The 17,367-nt window shown below is 44.6% G+C and carries 10 protein-coding genes and 1 pseudogene; 4 read left to right on the top strand and 7 right to left on the bottom strand.

The features are described 5' to 3' along the window. Window positions 1–45: 45 nt before the first annotated feature. From ntdC to LNN34_RS10835, 3 genes are read right to left on the bottom strand one after another with little or no spacing between them, the layout of a single operon-like run. Complete coding sequence (gene ntdC, locus LNN34_RS10845) at window positions 46–1,098, bottom strand: glucose-6-phosphate 3-dehydrogenase NdtC (RefSeq protein WP_044156492.1); 1,053 nt, start codon at window positions 1,096–1,098, stop codon at window positions 46–48. A 14-nt stretch (window positions 1,099–1,112) separates the two neighbouring features. Beyond that, a complete protein-coding gene (gene ntdB, locus LNN34_RS10840; protein WP_044156490.1) occupies window positions 1,113–1,961 on the bottom strand; it encodes a kanosamine-6-phosphate phosphatase in 849 nt (282 codons plus the stop codon). After that, window positions 1,933–3,258: a DegT/DnrJ/EryC1/StrS family aminotransferase gene (locus LNN34_RS10835; RefSeq protein ID WP_229043343.1), complete on the bottom strand. Its 1,326-nt coding sequence runs from the start codon at window positions 3,256–3,258 to the stop codon at window positions 1,933–1,935. Before LNN34_RS10835 ends, ntdB begins: the two co-directional genes overlap by 29 nt. A 105-nt stretch (window positions 3,259–3,363) precedes the next feature. On the opposite strand from LNN34_RS10835, the gene ntdR reads away from it, so the two are divergent. Continuing rightward, window positions 3,364–4,353, top strand: a complete 990-nt coding sequence (gene ntdR / locus LNN34_RS10830) for an NTD biosynthesis operon transcriptional regulator NtdR (protein WP_229043341.1) — start codon at window positions 3,364–3,366, stop codon at window positions 4,351–4,353. Between the two features lie 413 nt (window positions 4,354–4,766). Here the strand turns inward: ntdR and LNN34_RS10825 are convergent, their stop codons facing one another. Further along, the gene (locus LNN34_RS10825; RefSeq protein WP_229043339.1) at window positions 4,767–5,921 is read right to left on the bottom strand and encodes an AbrB family transcriptional regulator; all 1,155 of its coding nucleotides are present in this window, start codon (window positions 5,919–5,921) and stop codon (window positions 4,767–4,769) included. Between the two features lie 107 nt (window positions 5,922–6,028). Beyond that, window positions 6,029–7,230 (bottom strand): annotated as a pseudogene (locus LNN34_RS10820) (MDR family MFS transporter). A 115-nt stretch (window positions 7,231–7,345) separates the two neighbouring features. On the opposite strand from LNN34_RS10820, the gene LNN34_RS10815 reads away from it, so the two are divergent. After that, entirely contained in the window at window positions 7,346–9,076 is a 1,731-nt protein-coding gene (locus LNN34_RS10815; RefSeq protein WP_229043336.1) for an SgrR family transcriptional regulator, read from the top strand. A 33-nt stretch (window positions 9,077–9,109) separates the two neighbouring features. On the opposite strand, the gene LNN34_RS10810 is transcribed toward LNN34_RS10815, so the two are convergent. Continuing rightward, window positions 9,110–9,424 carry a four-helix bundle copper-binding protein gene (locus LNN34_RS10810; protein ID WP_199398403.1) on the bottom strand — a complete coding sequence of 105 codons (315 nt, stop codon included), beginning with the start codon at window positions 9,422–9,424 and terminating at the stop codon, window positions 9,110–9,112. Between the two features lie 128 nt (window positions 9,425–9,552). Further along, window positions 9,553–9,990 (bottom strand): ferritin family protein, encoded by a 438-nt coding sequence (locus LNN34_RS10805; RefSeq protein WP_044156482.1) that lies wholly within the window; start codon window positions 9,988–9,990, stop codon window positions 9,553–9,555. A gap of 184 nt (window positions 9,991–10,174) precedes the next feature. Here LNN34_RS10805 and addB point away from each other — a divergent pair, with 184 nt between their 5' ends. Together addB and addA are read left to right on the top strand one after the other, a co-directional pair. Next, window positions 10,175–13,675, top strand: coding sequence for a helicase-exonuclease AddAB subunit AddB (gene addB / locus LNN34_RS10800; protein ID WP_229043334.1), 3,501 nt, complete (start codon window positions 10,175–10,177; stop codon window positions 13,673–13,675). Then, entirely contained in the window at window positions 13,662–17,366 is a 3,705-nt protein-coding gene (gene addA / locus LNN34_RS10795; RefSeq protein WP_229043332.1) for a helicase-exonuclease AddAB subunit AddA, read from the top strand. The genes addB and addA overlap by 14 nt, the downstream gene beginning before the upstream one ends. Window position 17,367: the final 1 nt, after the last annotated feature.

The following is a 17,367-nucleotide window of genomic DNA, read 5'->3' as shown; positions in this document are numbered from 1 at the left end:
GGAAAATAAATTCCTGCTTTTTCAGTAACTTATCTCTTCGAAATACTAGTTGACTGCTAAAACAGACATTGTTTGAGAGTTGCTATCTTTCTCAAAGAACATTTCTAATACTTCCTGAGATCTAAAACCATCGTGAAAAGAAGGGATCTCAACCCAATCTTTCTGAGTTGATGAAATCCAATTGATTAACTCGCTTCTAAAAGAATCAGCCCAACCATAAAATTCGTTTGGCGGATCATTTAATAGACTTTGCGGCACTGGGCAGTCTACCACGTTCAAGCCATCTATGAGCTTGTAAACGTGAGGGTTGCCTGTGTGGTATTTAAACTCTTTTTTGTGTCCAACTACCTCAATGCTAAAACCGCAGTCTTCAGGTACAGAACATTTTGATGTGATGATATTTACAAATACCTTGTTCTTCAGTTGACCGTATATTTCTGCATAGTCATCTACAAGTACCTGTTTATCCTCTTTTGTTTTTACATTTGTGTTCATCTTTGCCCTTACTGATTCTGTGATGAAATCACTCTCGAACAAATACCATACCATGTCGATAAGGTGAATACCCAGATCCCCCAATGACCCGCTGGTCTTCTTACTATTCGCGTCATCTCTCCAAGTAAACTTCTTACGTCTAAGGGCGCTGTTTTTCTTGAAGTGTACTTTTATGGACAGGATGTTACCTAGTTCATTATTGATAATTAAGCTTTTTAAGATATTTACGTAAGACAAATATCTATAATTAAATCCCATACTAGCTCTTACGTCTAACCTTTCAGCAGTATCTTTCATAATGCTTGCTTCCTCAAGAGAAATAGCCATAGGCTTTTCACACAATACATGCTTATGCTTTTCTAATGCTTGCAAAGCATGTTCTTTATGGCAAAAGTTTGGAGATGCTACAATTAAACCTTCTGAGACATCAATTAGTTCATCTACATTTTCATATGTCTTCCCGCCGAAAGTTTTCACAAAGCTTTCCGCATTTTGTTGATTTATGTCATACACCCCTACTAACTCTGCATTTTTAATTGTAGATAAAGCAGTTGCGTGCGCTCTTGCAATACCGCCTGCACCTATGATACCAATCTTCTTCATACTCTATTTCCTCCTCATGATCCAATTAATTTTTTTAAGGTATTGGTAATTCCTTTTGAGTACTCACTATCGGTTATCAGTTGGTGCAGATTTTTGGCTTCTTGTGTTGCATTTTTTAGTAGATATCCATTTCCTACTGCCTGTAACATACGAACATCATTTCCGCTATCTCCAAATGCGATAGCTTTTTCGGTATCTAGGTTGTATTTCTCTAGCATAAACTTTACAATTTCATTCTTTCCTGTTCCCATGGGTATAAAATCTACATCATAGCTGTCTTCTGGATCACCTGCTAAGGGATTGCAACGATTTATATTAACTGAAACTCCGTATTCCTCGCAGATCTTTTCGATTGCTAATAAATTTTTCTTGTCGTTTATTTCATCTTGTTCCTGATAATAAAAATTATGCTTATACCGTGACTTTCCTAATTGAGTTTGGGGATTCAAAAGAATGTTATGATTTTCATGTAACTGTTTCACAAGTATCTCAATCTTTTCTTTACTAAACTCTTCATTTATACGACTGTTCCACTCATTATCTTGCTGCCCGAAATTATGCTCTGAAAAGTACGTAATTTCAGTTCCAAGATCACTAGCTATAAAATGCGGGAAATATCTAAATTTTCCTCGTCCCATTTTATCGAGAATAGATTCTATACTACTCCCGGTAACCCATCCGATGAGCAGTTCCCCAGCTTTACTTTTTTGTTCTAGATAGTCTTCGAGTTCATATATCTCTTGTTGTTTTTGTTCATCGATTGTATGCGGAAAATACGTTTCATCAAAATCACAAAAAACAATATACTTAGGATGTTCAACCTTAGATAAGGTTTTATACTCTGACTTCTTGCTTAATAACATGAAACAGTCCCTCCACTACTCTGTCTTGTTCTTCTAAAGTAAATGACGGATATAATGGCAAATGCAGTACCTGGCTATGAGCTTTTTCCGTATGAACCAATTGGAGTATTGTATACTTGTCCTGTACTAAAGGAGTTTTTTGCATATGAGACAGGATTGGATAATATACATCTGTTTGAACACCAAACTCTTCATTTAATTTCGTCATGATATTTGTCCTATCTTCTGTTCTTACCTTAATAGGAAACAGATGCCACACATGATCTTCACTTAATTCCGGTAATTCAATAAGACCTTTATTCTGTAATTCTGCTAATTGAGTAATGTATCTATCCGCCAAAAACAGTCTTTTGAAGTTGTTTAATGAAAGATACTTCATTCTCTCTAAACCAATAGCTGCTTGTAAATTGTCCATTTTTGAGTTAAGTCCAAAATCGATGACTTTCTTATTTTTCACATTTACTTCAAAACCATGATAACTAAATTGAATGCATTTTTTAGCGAGTTCTTCATTATCAGTTGCTATTGCTCCAGCCTTGCCACATACACCAAAATTTTTATATGGATTAAAACTTAATGTAGTGATGTCTGCATCCTTTCCTAAGTCGGTCAGTCCAATTCCTTGGCAAGCATCCTCAATTACTTTCAATTGATAACGATTTGCGATTTCACGGATATGCTTCATGTCTGAATGTTTTCCGTATAAATGCACAGGCAGAATAAATTTTGTATAAGGAGTTATTGCTTCCTCGATTTTGTTAGGATCGATGCAGAATGTTTGCGGGTTAATATCTACATAGACAGGAACGCCGCCCAAAGCTAACACAGCATTTTCAGTAGCTGCAAAGCTATTAGCTGGCATGATCACTTCATCCCCACGATTTAACCCTAAAGCCAATAATCCTATCATAATAGCATCCGTTCCACTGCTGGTTGCAATTACATACCTTTTATGTAAATATGTAGATAAAACATCTTCGAATTGCTCTAAATAGGAACCACTCGTAAATTTTCCAGTTGGCAAAACTGCAGTTAATGTATTTAAGATATCATTCACTTCATCATTGGTTATTAATCTGTCTACAGGCATAAAAGGGACTTTACTGATTTCACGATTTTTTTGGTAGTTGAAAAGGTCGTTTTCAATATCTGTGTTTTCTTTTAATACTTGTTTCCATCGCTCGTTTGCAATACTGTCTTCAATAACAAGTTCTTTTCCTTGCATGTCACCTTTTAAATGTTTTAGCAATAACATGTTTTCTTTACTTTTACCTGAAACTCTAACCTGTTTTTGCATGAACAGTACCTCCAATGATTTTTATAATCTGGAAAATTTGATACAAATTTATCCTAATTTCTGAAACCGATAACATGTCAATAACTTTTTTGAGGAAGGGAAAATATGCCTACAATTGATGAAATAGCAAAATTGTGCAATGTGTCTAAAACCACAGTATCAAGAGTATTGAATAATCATCCTTATGTATCAAAAGAAAAAAGAGATATGATCTTAGAGGCTATTAACGATCTTGACTACACTCCCAACTATTTAGCTCGGAATTTTAGGAGAAATAAGACACAAACGATAGCTTTATCGGTTCCGAGTATCGACCATCCATTTTTTGCTCAATTAATAAAAGGGGTCTCTCATGAAGCGCTGTTTAAGAATTACAAGGTCATTGTATTTCAAACCTTTTATGACAAACAGACAGAGCTGGAATTATTAGAGTTATTGAAACACAAAGAAGTTGATGGCATTATTCTTGGAACTTTAGAAAATGAATGGGATAAGATATCCCCTTTCTTAAAGTATGGTCCTATCTTATTGTGTAATGAATATCATCACTCAGCGGACATCACGATCATTGGGTATGATGAATTTGAAGCCGCATACATGGGGGTAGCACATTTAATTGAGAGAGGACATAAAAAAATTGGATTTTGTTTTGATACTCCATATAGCGAAGCTCAATGTCAGAGGAGAGAGGGGTACTTGAAAGCTTTACAAGATTACAATTTACATCATAGAAACGAATGGATATTCGGCGAATTGTTTAATATCGAGGATGGCTTTCGTGTTTTTCATAAGATAAAGGATCTAAAGGACAGACCCTCAGCAATATTTACAGGAAATGATCAAGTCGCCGCAGGGATTATTAAACAGGCGATAAAAAAAGGCTTTAAAGTCCCAGAAGACTTAGCTGTAATTGGTTTTGACAACCATTCGATTTGCCAAGTCGTTACTCCGACCATAACAACAATTGATATTCCTATAATAGAATTAGGTCAACAGGCTGTGTTGAAAATAATCGAGTATATTTCGGGTAACACTTCTTTAAACAGAAAAATTATTAAACTTCCAACAAATCTTATTATAAGAGAATCAACGTAACTAGAGATTTTCACTTCCTTATCATTTTACCTTTGTATAGAAAAAGAGGTTATTCATATGTAACCTCTTTTTCAAAATCAGGAAGCCTGTTTTGGAATTCTTATGGATGTTCTTATACCAAAAGTCGCTCTATTTAAAGATTCTTCATTACTCATTGCTCTATACGCTGTATCCATTTTTACTTATCATTCATTTGTGTCAGCAATTTTCAATCAACGCATTCTCAACAACGAAATATCTGGATTGACGCTTTTTACACTTACATTTCCTCATCTTGGTGGTTTGCGATTTAAAAGTTCTTGAATCCTTTTATTTCACTTACCTGCTCCATTTTGAAGTCTTCCATACTCTGCAGAATAGAGTCACCCCAAGCCTTTTCTTCCTAAAGTCTACTATATGGAGATTTTCCCCAACTAGGCATTGCTGCCGCTTATCGAACTCTCTTTGCCTTTTTTTTCACCGTGAAGATGGTGAAGCAGACGATAAAACGGCGGCAAGAGGGCGATGACAAGGATGACGCGTATGACCTGAACCGCAACGACAAAGGTCGAATCGGCATGCAATGTAACAGACGTCGTCGCCATTTCCGCAATGCCGCCGGGTGCAAATGCCAAAACAGAGGTGATCAGCGAAATCCCTGTCAGTTTGGAAACAATCACCGCGCTTAAAAGCATAGCGGCAATTAAGCCGACTGATGAAATGAAACCGACGATCATGATACGTGTAACGCCGGCAAACATGCTTTTGTACATCTTAGAACCGATTGTAGCCCCCAGAAATATCTGTGAAAGATGGTTGGCTTGTGATGGCCACCATGCAAGCATGTCATGGCCTGTTATTGAAGCGCCGCCTATGTGCACGGCCGCTACACCGAGCATACTGCCGAGCAGCCACGGAGCGGGAAATTTTAAATATTTTGCCGCTTTACAAGCTCCACAGGCAACGAAAATGAGAACGCCGGTCCACAGTACGGGAGCGAGCCCGATTTCTGTCGTGGCAGCGGATACCGTTTGTGTTGTGGCATTTGCAGGGCCATCTTGTTTAGCGTAAATCAGGATAACCAAAAACGGAATAGACAGGACCACGAGCAGCACCCGCATCATTTGAACGAGACTGACAATAGCGGTATTGGCACCGACCTCCTGAGCAATACTCGGCATGGCGGACAGTCCGCCGGGGGCCGTGCCGACAAAGCTGGTCATCATATCCGTTTTGCTGAAACGCCAAAGCACATAGCCTGACAGCATGGCAAGAAGTATCGATAAAATCAGCATGATGCCGACCGAAAACCAATGATCTTTGAGGACAGACAGAACGGATAGGTTCAGCTTTTGGCCCAATTCAATGCCGAGGATCATCTGCCCGAGAGCGAGCCACCGACGGTTAATTCCTTTTTGATCTGGCGCCATCATCAGCCAAGCAGGCCGTATCATAGCGAGACAGCAGGCGACGATCAGCGTTCCGATCATCCACCCGATCGATACTCCGGTTAACGAAAGAATAAACCCCCCGGCTGCACTGATTGCGATAAACCATAGATCTGTGAGGAGATTTTTGTCTTTCTTCAATATAAAACCCTTCTTCCTATTAACTTACAGTTCCAATTGTTCATGTAGTGAATGTATCATTACTATAGTATATTTTTGTTGATAATGAAATTATGAATTTTTTTCTGTCAGACATTCACTTTTCTTATGACCTATATTCAATCCTCTCCATGATATGAGACAGCAAGAAACCGGCGGCGAGAAGACACACGGAAAGAGTGTAAAACATGATTTCCCCGCCAAATGAAGTCAGGATCAGTCCGCCGGCCAGCGGTCCGATTGACCGTGAAATATCCCAATGCAAGCCGTATATCGCATAGAAACGGCCGAGCATATGCGGCGGCGCCAGCCGGGAAATAAAGGTTTGGATATGAGTGAGTCCGATGCTTTCTCCAACCGTCATCACGGCCGCAGTCAGCATAAGCAGCGTCAAAGATGTTGAGAATGCAAAGCCGGCGGCCGCAAGTGAGTAGCTGATATAGGTGATGAGAAGAATCGTTTTCATCGGAAACTTTTCTGTCCATTTTACTAAAGGGACTTGAAGAACAAAGCTTAATAAAGCTTTTGCCGCCGAGTAGATTGCCAGCATGGACAGGTAATCAGGAAACATACTTTTGCTGAACAGCCTGTATGTCGTTTCTGTTTGCGCGTATAACATGCTGATTGGGAGAGAAAGCAGCAAAAGGATCAAAACAGGCCGATATCTTGTGAAACTCGCGGATAATGCTGCGGGATGATCTGCTTTTAGCGGCTTTGTTTCTGGTAATTTAAAGGCGGCGATAAGAAAATAAATGAACAGTGCCGCGGCATCTAATGCAAATATCCAAACGGGATCATGAGCGTACAGCAGCAGCCCAAGCAGCGGACCTGCTGTCAAGCCTGCTGAGTAGATGGCATTGATGACGGCAAAAACTTCCGAACGTCTGCTTTCCGGCGTGCTTTCGGCGATCTGTGCGCGTGATGCAGGAATGTACAGGGATCTGCCGATGCCGTTGAGGATATAAAGGAAAGCGAAAAAATACGCATCATGAGCAAAAACAAAACCCGCCATTGCCGCTGTTTGCAGAAGCAGGGCAGTCAGGATCGCTGTTCGCCGTCCGAGCTGATCTGTCACACGTCCCGCTATGAGTGTCAGGCAAATATCAGCGAAGGGCTGAAGACTGATGATAAGCATGGGAAGCATCACGCTTCCGTTTAATTGCTCATGCAGATACAGCACCATAAACGGCCCCATCATGGCCCCTGTCAGGCTTGTCAGCATTTCGCCGAAAAATCGGAGCCAAACGGGTGCTGTGTAGCGGGATTTAATTGATTGGAAGAGGATAAACATATGATTTCCGCCTTTCGCTGTTTGATATAGTAGTAGTGTATAGAAGGGGCGGCGGGCCAAAAAGAGAAGAAAATAAGAGAAAAAGATTCCCCTTTTTTGTCAGGAGGTGCAGGGATTGAAGCTGATTGACCATTATGTGGCGCTCGCAAAAGCTGAGAGCGGCGAACCGGGACAGATGAAGGAAATGCCGCTTAGTGAGATTGCGGCATGTTTATATTGTACAGAGAGAAATGCGAAGCTGATTTTACGTAAGATGGAGAGCGAAAAGTGGATCATTCGCGAAAGCGGATCGGGGCGCGGCCATAAATCAAAAATCGCTTTTCTCCGTCAGCCGGAAGATTTGCTGCTTCAAACTGCCAAGGAATATACAACAGCCGGTAAACTTGAAAAAGCAAAAGGACTGCTTGACCATTATCAGCCGGCGTTTCCGGGGATTCAAAATAGGTATGACATGTGGTTTTCTGAGGTGTTCGGTTTTGTAACAGAAACCGGACAGGATGGTGAACAGGATGTGCTGCGCTTGTTTATAGCCCCAGCAGCGGTAAGCAGTTTTGATCCGTGCAGGATCTTTCTGCGGTCAGAGGGCCATTTTGTCAAGCAGATTTATGATACACTGCTCCGATTTGATCGGGAAAAGAGAGAGCCGCAGCCGCATTTAATCCACGGATGGAATAAGGCGGGGAAAAAACGGTGGAGATTTTTTCTTCGGAAAGGCGTTTCTTTTCATAATGGAAAGCCATTGACGTCTAGGGATGTTGTATTTACGTTTCAGCGTTTTATGGATCATGATGAAAATCCATATAAATGGCTGCTGAAAGGTGTTGAACGGATTTCAGAGAAAGGGCCTTTTTGTGTGGACATTGAGCTCGATCAGCCGAATGAGCTTTTGCCATATATTCTTTGTGATGAACGGCTGTCTATCCTGCCGGCAGAAACGAACGGCGGGGTGAATGGGACGGGACCTTTTTGCCTTGTTCAGCATGACGAACACATGCTCATTCTTCAAGCCAACGAGCGGTACTTTAAAGGCCGGGCATTCTTAGATCGTATTGAGTTTGTGTTTTCTGAGCAAGCGGATGATATGTACGGTTTTACCCTTCGAGAAAAACAGAAACCTTCTGAGCGGCAAACTGTTTTTGAAGAACGGCATGTTCAATATTTGTCACTAAACCTCAGAAAGAAAGGGCCGCTTCAGCATCCAGGCTTGAGAAAAGCCCTTCGGCTGCTGATTTCGTCTGAACAGCTCGTTCGTGAGGCGGGAGGGCACAGAAGCAATCCGGTATCATCTTTTTTTCACCCGGCACCTTTTGACTGGGGAGACGCTTCACCTGCGGAATTAATGAAAAAAAGCGGATATGCGGGGGAAACGCTGTCACTGTTTACCTTTTCTGAAACGGATCATCGTGAGGACGCAGCATGGATTCAAGAGGTTTGTGAACGGAACGGCATTAGGCTTGAGCTGCAATTTTGTACTGCTGCCGATTTGCGCCGCCCGGAAATCGTACAAATGGCTGACATCATTCATGACAGCGCAACGTTTTATGAAGAAAGCGAGTTTGGTTTTTTGCATTTGCTGCTTTCGGAGAACAGCTTTTTGCATCAGCATCTTTCAGATGAACAGAAACGGACATTTTCAGAAAAGATAGAACGGTTTTTCTCATTGCCCGACAGGTCTTCCAGAATGAATATAGTAAAACAAATTGACTGTCAGCTTATAGGCGATGTCAGCGCGATTCCGCTGTATCAAAATGTGCTTGAGGTAGCATCGAGTGAGACTGTTGAGGGTCTGATGCTGGATGAAGAGGGATGGATTGATTTTTACTCTGTATGGCTGTCAAAAGAGTGAAGAGGGCTCTCATTTGACCCCTCTCATGCTTCGTTACGCAGCCATTTTGCGGCAGTGATCGGCGCAGGCAAAACAAGACGTCGCACACGCTTGGCAATGATCATGATCATGCTTTTCGCATTCAGTGCCGCAGGCTTCACAAATATCGGCGCAAAGTGCGCAAATTTCTTTCATAAAGGGGCTGTCCGTTTGCATGGCTTTCGCTGCCAGCGCGCAAATATCCGCACATTCCCTGTCAAGCCGGATGCAGCCGCTCAGATCGTGGTGCGCACTTTCTTCCAAACATTTTGTAAAACAATGGTTGCAAGCTTCCATACATGTGATACAAGCTTCAATGGTTTGCTGCATGCTTGATTCCCCCTCATATGTTCGTGTATGATTTTATGTTTCCCGGCTGAGGTTAAGAAAAACAGTGGAGTGTGTTTTAGGGGGAGATGGTGTAAATATAATCTGATCGTGTCGATCAAAATCAGGTGCTAGCGATCCATCAAATAGTATAAAAACCAGACAGCATGGTTTTGTTCATCTCGTGCGGCGCGCGTAAAGATACCCTTTGCCTTTACATTTGATGTTTCCTCAGCTGCGCGTAAGTAAAAGTCAACGGTTTTCTGTTCATCTTTAAAAGCGGCATCAAGTCCTCTTGTAAAAGTGTCCGGGCATTTTTCTGTTTGTTTCGGCATGATAGGTTTGCCTGTAATGGCTCCGTATAATGAGGAGAAATCACGGAGATGGCGGATCTCATCGCGCCTGATTTCTTCAATTTGTTTTCTGACATCAGCAGGATGGGCAAGTTCAGCAAGCCTGCGGTAGCATTGAACCGCGCTGAATTCTCCGTTGATGGCTTTCTGGAGATTTTGAATCAAAACAGGGTCTTCCCGGTATTGCGCTGGATAAGGAAAATAGCTGTAATACAAGGGGGTTCAACTCCATTCTTAAGGAATTGGGCTTCTGTAAAAGTATATGTGAGGCCAGAAAACATGTGCGGAGAAATTCAGCTTCTTATAAATGAAAAGGCCGTTTTTACCAATAGATCAGATTGGTCATTTTCGTCAATATTCGATAAAATATAAACAGATAAAAAGAGAGGGGTCTTCTAATTTGGGAGCAGAGTTTTTAGTAGGCAGGTCCGGGAGTGGAAAAACGAAGCTGATCATCGACAGTATTCAAGATGAACTGCGCCGGGCTCCATTCGGGAAACCGATCATTTTTCTAGTCCCGGATCAAATGACGTTTTTAATGGAATACGAGCTTGCTAAAACGCCTGATACGGGCGGCATGATTCGTGCTCAAGTCTTCAGCTTTTCACGACTGGCCTGGCGCGTCCTCCAGCATACGGGAGGAATGAGCAGGCCGTTTCTTACGAGCACGGGCGTACAGATGCTCCTGCGGAAGCTCATTGAAGAGCACAAACAGGAGTTTAAAGTCTATCAAAAAGCAAGTGATAAAAGCGGTTTTACCGCACAGGTAGAACGGATGCTGACTGAGTTTAAGAGATACTGTCTGGAACCGGAAGATATTCGCCGGATGGCGGATAGCGGAACAGCTTCCGAGTATCGGGGGGAACGTGTTTTATCTGAAAAGCTTCATGATTTATCGATCCTGTACCAGCAGATGGAAAAAAGCCTTGAGGATCAGTATCTTCATTCTGAGGATTATTTGACACTATTGGCAGAGCATATCCCGCAGGCGGAAGATTTGAAAGGGGCACATGTCTATGTAGACGGCTTTTATCAGTTTACACCGCAGGAATTCAGGGTGTTAGAGCAGCTTATGCTTCAGGCAGAGCATATCACGTTTTCACTCACAGCGGACAAGCCGTCACATGAGGGGGAGCCGCAGGAACTTGATTTGTTCAGAATGACGGGAAAAACGTATTATCGCTTGCACCAGGCGGCAAAGGAACTGAATCTGGACATCACCTATAAAGAGCTTGATGAATCAAAGCGGCACAAACGCGCACCGGAATTGGCCCATTTAGAAGCACAGTATGAAGCGCGTCCGGTTATTCCGTTTGCTGAGAAACAAGAGGCTTTTACTGTGATGCAGGCCGCTAACAGACGAGCAGAGCTGGAAGGTATTGCCCGGGAAATCCACAGTCTTGTCAGAGAGAAGGGCTACCGTTACAAGGATATGGCGATTCTAGCGCGTCAGCCGGAAGACTATAAGGATATGGTCAAGGAAGTATTTGCAGATTACGAGATTCCTTATTTTATTGACGGGAAAACTTCTATGCTGAACCACCCGTTAGTAGAATTTATCCGGTCAAGCCTTGACGTATTAAAGGGAAATTGGCGTTATGAAGCGGTGTTCCGCTGCGTGAAAACCGAACTGTTATTCCCGCTTAACCAGCCGAAGGCCAAGGTAAGAGAGCAGGTTGATCAGCTGGAGAATTACTGTATCGCTTACGGGATCAAAGGCGATCGCTGGACAAAGGGCGATCGTTTCCATTACAGACGTTTTGTGTCGTTAGATGATGAATTTGCGCAGACCGATCAAGAAATCGAAATGGAAAACATGCTGAATGACACGCGCGATTGGATTGTTCCGCCGCTGTTCCAGCTGCAGAAACGAATGAAAAAAGCAAAAACGGTTCAAGAGAAGGCGGAGGCGCTTTACCGTTATTTAGAAGAGACGGATGTGCCGCTGAAGCTGGATCAGGAAAGACAGCGGGCTGAGGAAGACGGCAGAATCATTGAAGCACAGCAGCACCAGCAGGCGTGGGATGCAGTCATTCAGCTGCTTGAGGAGTTTGTAGAAATGATGGGCGAAGATGACATTTCTCTCGATTTGTTTCAGCAAATGATGGAGACCGGTGCAGAGTCGCTGACATTCTCTCTCATCCCTCCGGCGCTTGATCAGGTGTTTGTCGGCAATATGGATTTGTCCAGAATATACGGCACCTCATGCACCTTTGTGATCGGGGCAAACGACGGCGTCCTGCCGGCTCGCCCTGACGAAAACGGGGTGCTGTCGGATGATGATCGTGAGTGGCTGAAGACGATAGGTATTGAGCTTTCCTCCGGCGGGCGGGAGCGTCTGCTTGATGAGCATTTCCTCATCTATATGGCGCTTTCAAGCCCTTCTGACCGCCTTTATGTGATGTATCCGATTGCTGATGCGGAAGGGAAAACGCTTTTGCCGTCGATTGTAATCAAGCGGCTGGAAGAACTGTTTCCGCAGCATCGTGAGCGTCTATTGACAAATGAACCGGAGCAGGTCAGCGATGAGGAACAGCTTATGTACCTTGTCAATAAAAGCGTGGCACAATCATACACCGCTAGCCAGCTCAGATTATGGACGAGGGAATATGAGATCAGTGATGTCTGGTGGAGCGCGTACAATGCGCTGATGAATGAACCTGACAGGCTGGAGTCGAAAAAGCTTTTCTCTAGCCTGTTTTTCCGAAATGAAGTCAAGCAGCTTGAACGCTCTGTATCGAGACAGCTCTATGGTGAACGCATTCAAGGGAGCGTGTCGAGGATGGAAACCTTTAACGCTTGTCCGTTCTCCCATTTTGCGTCCCACGGGCTGCAGCTGAAGGAACGTCAATTTTTTAAGCTTGAAGCACCGGATATCGGGCAGCTCTTTCATTCGAGTTTAAAACTGATTTCAGACCGGCTGCGCGAGCACAAAATAGATTGGCGCGACCTAACGAAGGAGCAGTGCGAGCTGTTTTCTTATGATGCGGTCGAGCGGCTGGCGCCGAAACTGCAAAAAGAAATTCTGCTCAGTTCAAACAGACATTATTACGTGAAGGAAAAACTGCAAAAAATTGTGACACGCGTGTCCGGCATTTTAAGCGAGCATGCGAAAGCGAGCGGATTCGTGCCGATCGGCCTTGAATTGGGCTTTGGCGGAAAAGGCCCGCTCCCGCCGCTTACCTTTAAGCTGAAAAACGGCTGTACGATGGAGCTCGTCGGGCGGATTGACCGCGTGGATAAAGCGGAAAGCTCTAAAGGCCTGCTCCTCCGAATTGTCGACTATAAATCCAGCGATAAAGGCCTTGACTTGGCGGAAGTGTATTACGGACTTGCGCTGCAAATGCTGACGTATCTGGATCTATCGATTACACATTCGTTAGACTGGCTAGGAATGAAAGCCACGCCGGCCGGAGTGCTGTATTTCCATATTCATGACCCGATGATACAATCGAATCTTCCGCTCGGACTTGATGAAATTGAACAGGAAATTTTTAAGAAATTTAAGATGAAGGGCCTCCTCCTCGGTGATCAGGAAGCGATTCGCCTCATGGATACAACCCTTCAAGAAGGAAGATCAAATATCATCAATGCGGGCCTGAAGAAAGACGGCTCACTCAGATCGGATTCAGCGGCAGTCGGTGAAAAAGAATTTGAGCTGTTGACGAAGCATGTGCGCCGCACCTTCCAAGAAGCAGGCGAGCAAATCACTGACGGGCGCGTATCCATTGAGCCGTATAAAATGAAGAACAAGACGCCTTGCACATACTGTGCGTTCAAATCAGTATGCCAATTTGATGAATCATTAGAAGAAAACGGGTATCGTCTGTTAAAGGCCGAAAAGGACAAGACGGTACTTGATTGGATAAAGAAGGAGGCTGATGGCAATGAACATTCCTAAACCGGCAGACAGCACATGGACAGATGACCAGTGGAATGCCATCGTCTCAACCGGCCAGGATATCCTTGTGGCAGCGGCGGCAGGCTCCGGTAAAACCGCTGTTCTTGTCGAAAGAATGATCCGGAAAATCACGGCGGAAGAAAATCCGGTTGATGTAGACCGGCTTCTCGTTGTCACCTTTACAAACGCCTCAGCAGCAGAGATGAAACACCGGATCGCGGATGCACTGGAAAAAGAGCTGGTGAAACGCCCAGGATCGCTGCATATCCGACGCCAGCTGTCGCTGTTAAACCGGGCCAGCATTTCAACGCTTCATTCGTTTTGCCTGCAGGTGCTGAAAAAATATTACTATCTGATTGATCTTGATCCGGGCTTTCGGATTGCTGATCAGACAGAAGGCGAGCTTCTCGGGGACGAGGTGCTTGATGAGCTGTTTGAGGATGAATATGCAAAGGGTGATAAGGCGTTCTTTGAGCTTGTCGACCGTTACACGACTGACCGGCATGACTTAGATCTGCAATATCTCGTGAAACAGGTGTATGAGTATTCCCGTTCCCACCCTGATCCGGAGACATGGCTGAAAAGTTTTGTTCATTTGTATGATGTAACAGAAAAGAGCGCGATCGAGGAACTGCCGTTTTATCCGTATGTCAAAGAAGATATTGCGATGGTGCTGGACGGAGCAAAGGAAAAGCTCCAGCGTGCCCTTGAGCTGACAAAAGCGCCGGGCGGACCGGCGCCGCGCGCTGAAAATTTTCTCGATGATCTCGCGCAGATTGATGACCTGATTCAGCATCAGGATGACTTCAATGAACTTTATCAGCGCGTGCCCGCTGTCTCCTTTAAGCGTGCAAAAGCGGTGAAAGGGGACGAGTTTGATCCCGTCTTGCTTGATGAAGCGACAGACTTACGAAATGGCGCCAAAAAACTGCTTGAAAAACTCAAAACCGATTACTTCACCAGAAGCCCGGAGCAGCATGTAAAAAGTTTGGCTGACATGGAGCCTGTCATTGAAACACTCGTCCAGCTTGTTATCAGCTACGGGAAACGGTTTGAAGCCGCAAAGCAGGAGAAATCGCTCATCGATTTTTCTGATTTGGAGCATTATTGCCTGTCCATCTTGACCGCTGCGAACGAAAAAGGCGAACGTGAGCCGAGTGAGGCGGCAAGATTTTATCAAGAGCAGTTTCATGAGGTGCTTGTCGATGAATACCAGGATACCAACCTGGTGCAGGAATCCATTCTTCAGCTCGTCACAAGCGGGCCGGAAGAGACAGGCAATCTGTTTATGGTAGGAGATGTCAAACAGTCGATTTATCGATTCAGGCTTGCGGAGCCGCTTCTTTTTCTCTCCAAGTACAAACGGTTTACAGAGAGCGGAGAAGGTACGGGCCGGAAAATCGATTTGAACAAAAACTTTCGAAGCAGGGCTGATATTTTAGACAGCACAAACTTTTTGTTCAAACAGCTGATGGGCGGCAAAATCGGCGAGGTCGATTATGATGAACAGGCTGAGCTGAAACTCGGAGCGGCGTATCCGGAAAACAGCGAAACGGAAACAGAGCTGCTGTTGATTGACAAGTCAGAGGAGGCGGACGCAGGCGAGGAAGCGGAAGAGCTGGAAACGGTGCAGTTCGAAGCAAAAGCGATCGCCAAGGAAATACGCAAGCTGATCTCATCGCCATTTAAGGTATATGACGGGAAAACGAAAACACACCGCAATATTCAATACCGCGATATCGTGATTTTGCTGCGATCCATGCCGTGGGCGCCGCAAATCATGGAGGAACTGAGAGCTCAGGGCATACCGGTTTACGCCAATTTAACATCAGGCTACTTTGATGCGGTGGAAGTGTCTGTGGTGCTTTCTGTCCTGAAGGTGATTGATAACCCGTATCAGGATATTCCGCTTGCTTCCGTTCTGCGTTCACCGATTGTCGGTGCTGACGAGAACGAGCTGTCTTTGATCCGGCTTGAAAACAAAAAGGCGCCGTACTATGAAGCAATGAAAGACTATCTGTCAGCCGGCGACCGAAACGATGAGCTCTATCAAAAGCTGCAAACGTTTTACGGACATTTGCAAAAGTGGCGCGCTTTTTCGAAAAACCATTCGGTGTCCGAGCTGATCTGGGAAGTGTACCGCGACACAAAATATATGGATTATGTCGGCGGGATGCCGGGCGGAAAACAGCGCCAGGCTAACTTGCGTGTCCTTTATGACCGGGCGCGCCAATATGAATCGACGGCATTTCGCGGCCTGTTTCGCTTCTTGAGGTTTATCGAACGCATGCAGGAACGCGGCGATGATCTGGGAACGGCGAGAGCGTTAAGCGAACAGGAGGATGTTGTCCGTTTAATGACGATTCACAGCAGCAAAGGGCTCGAATTCCCAGTCGTTTTCACAGCGGGACTCGGCCGGAATTTCAACATGATGGATCTCAACAAATCCTACCTGCTGGACAAGGAGCTTGGGTTTGGCACGAAATTTATCCATCCTGAATGGCGCATCAGCTATCCGACGCTTCCGCTCATCGCGATGAAGAAAAAAATGCGCAGGGAACTGCTGTCTGAGGAATTGCGTGTCCTCTATGTGGCTTTAACGAGGGCAAAGGAAAAGCTGTTTCTTGTAGGCTCATGCAAGGATCATCAGAAACAGCTGGCAAAATGGCAGGCATCCGCGTCCCAAGCTGACTGGCTTCTGCCGGAATTTGACCGCTATCAGGCGAAAACGTATTTGGATTTCATCGGACCTGCTCTTGTCAGACACAGAGACTTGGAGTCTTTGGCTGAGGGCGGCGCGGCAGCGGTTTCTGATATATCAGGCCATCCGGCCCGCTTTGCTATTCAAATGATCCATTCATATGATCTGCTTGATGATGAGCTGGAAGAGAGACTGGAAGAAAAAAGCGAACGTCTTGAAGCGATCCGCCGTGGTGAACCGGTTCCCGGCCCGTTTGCATTTGAGGAAAAAGCTCGCGAGCGGCTGGCCTGGAAGTATTCGCATCACGAGGTGACACAAATTCGCACGAAGCAGTCCGTTTCTGAGATTAAGAGAAGAAGAGAGTACGAAGACGAATACAGCGGGCGGGCGCCCGTTAAACCGGCTGATGGAAGCATTCTGTACAGACGCCCGGCTTTCATGATGAAAAAAGGCCTGACAGCAGCAGAAAAAGGAACAGCTATGCATACGGTCATGCAGCATATTCCGCTGACACATGTGCCGACGATAGAAGAAGCGGAGCGGACAGTGCAGCATCTTTATGAAAAAGAGCTGCTCACCGAAGAACAGCAATCCGCTATCAATATTGAGGAAATCGTTCAATTTTTCCATACGGAAATTGGGGAAAAACTGATCGGCGCTAAATGGAAGAACCGCGAAGTTCCATTCAGTTTGGCGCTTCCGGCAAAAGAGATTTATCCTGATGCGAAAGAGGCGGATGAGCCGCTATTGGTGCAGGGGATCATCGATTGTCTCTACGAAACAGAGGATGGCTTATATTTGCTGGACTATAAAACAGACCGGATTGAGGGTAAATTCCAGCACGGCTTTGAAGGAGCAGCCCCGATCCTGAAAAAGAGATATGAAACGCAAATTCAGCTGTACACAAGGGCCGTTGAACAAATTGCTCAAACGAAGGTAAAAGGGTGTGCGCTTTATTTCTTTGATGGAGGGCACATTCTGACTTTATAAC

The organism is Bacillus sp. AF23 (assembly GCF_020861455.1).
In the GTDB taxonomy this organism is placed as follows: Bacteria; Bacillota; Bacilli; order Bacillales; family Bacillaceae; genus Bacillus; species Bacillus halotolerans.
The sequence above is the reverse complement of the archived record's forward strand: the minus strand, read 5'-3'. Positions and strand labels throughout refer to the sequence as shown.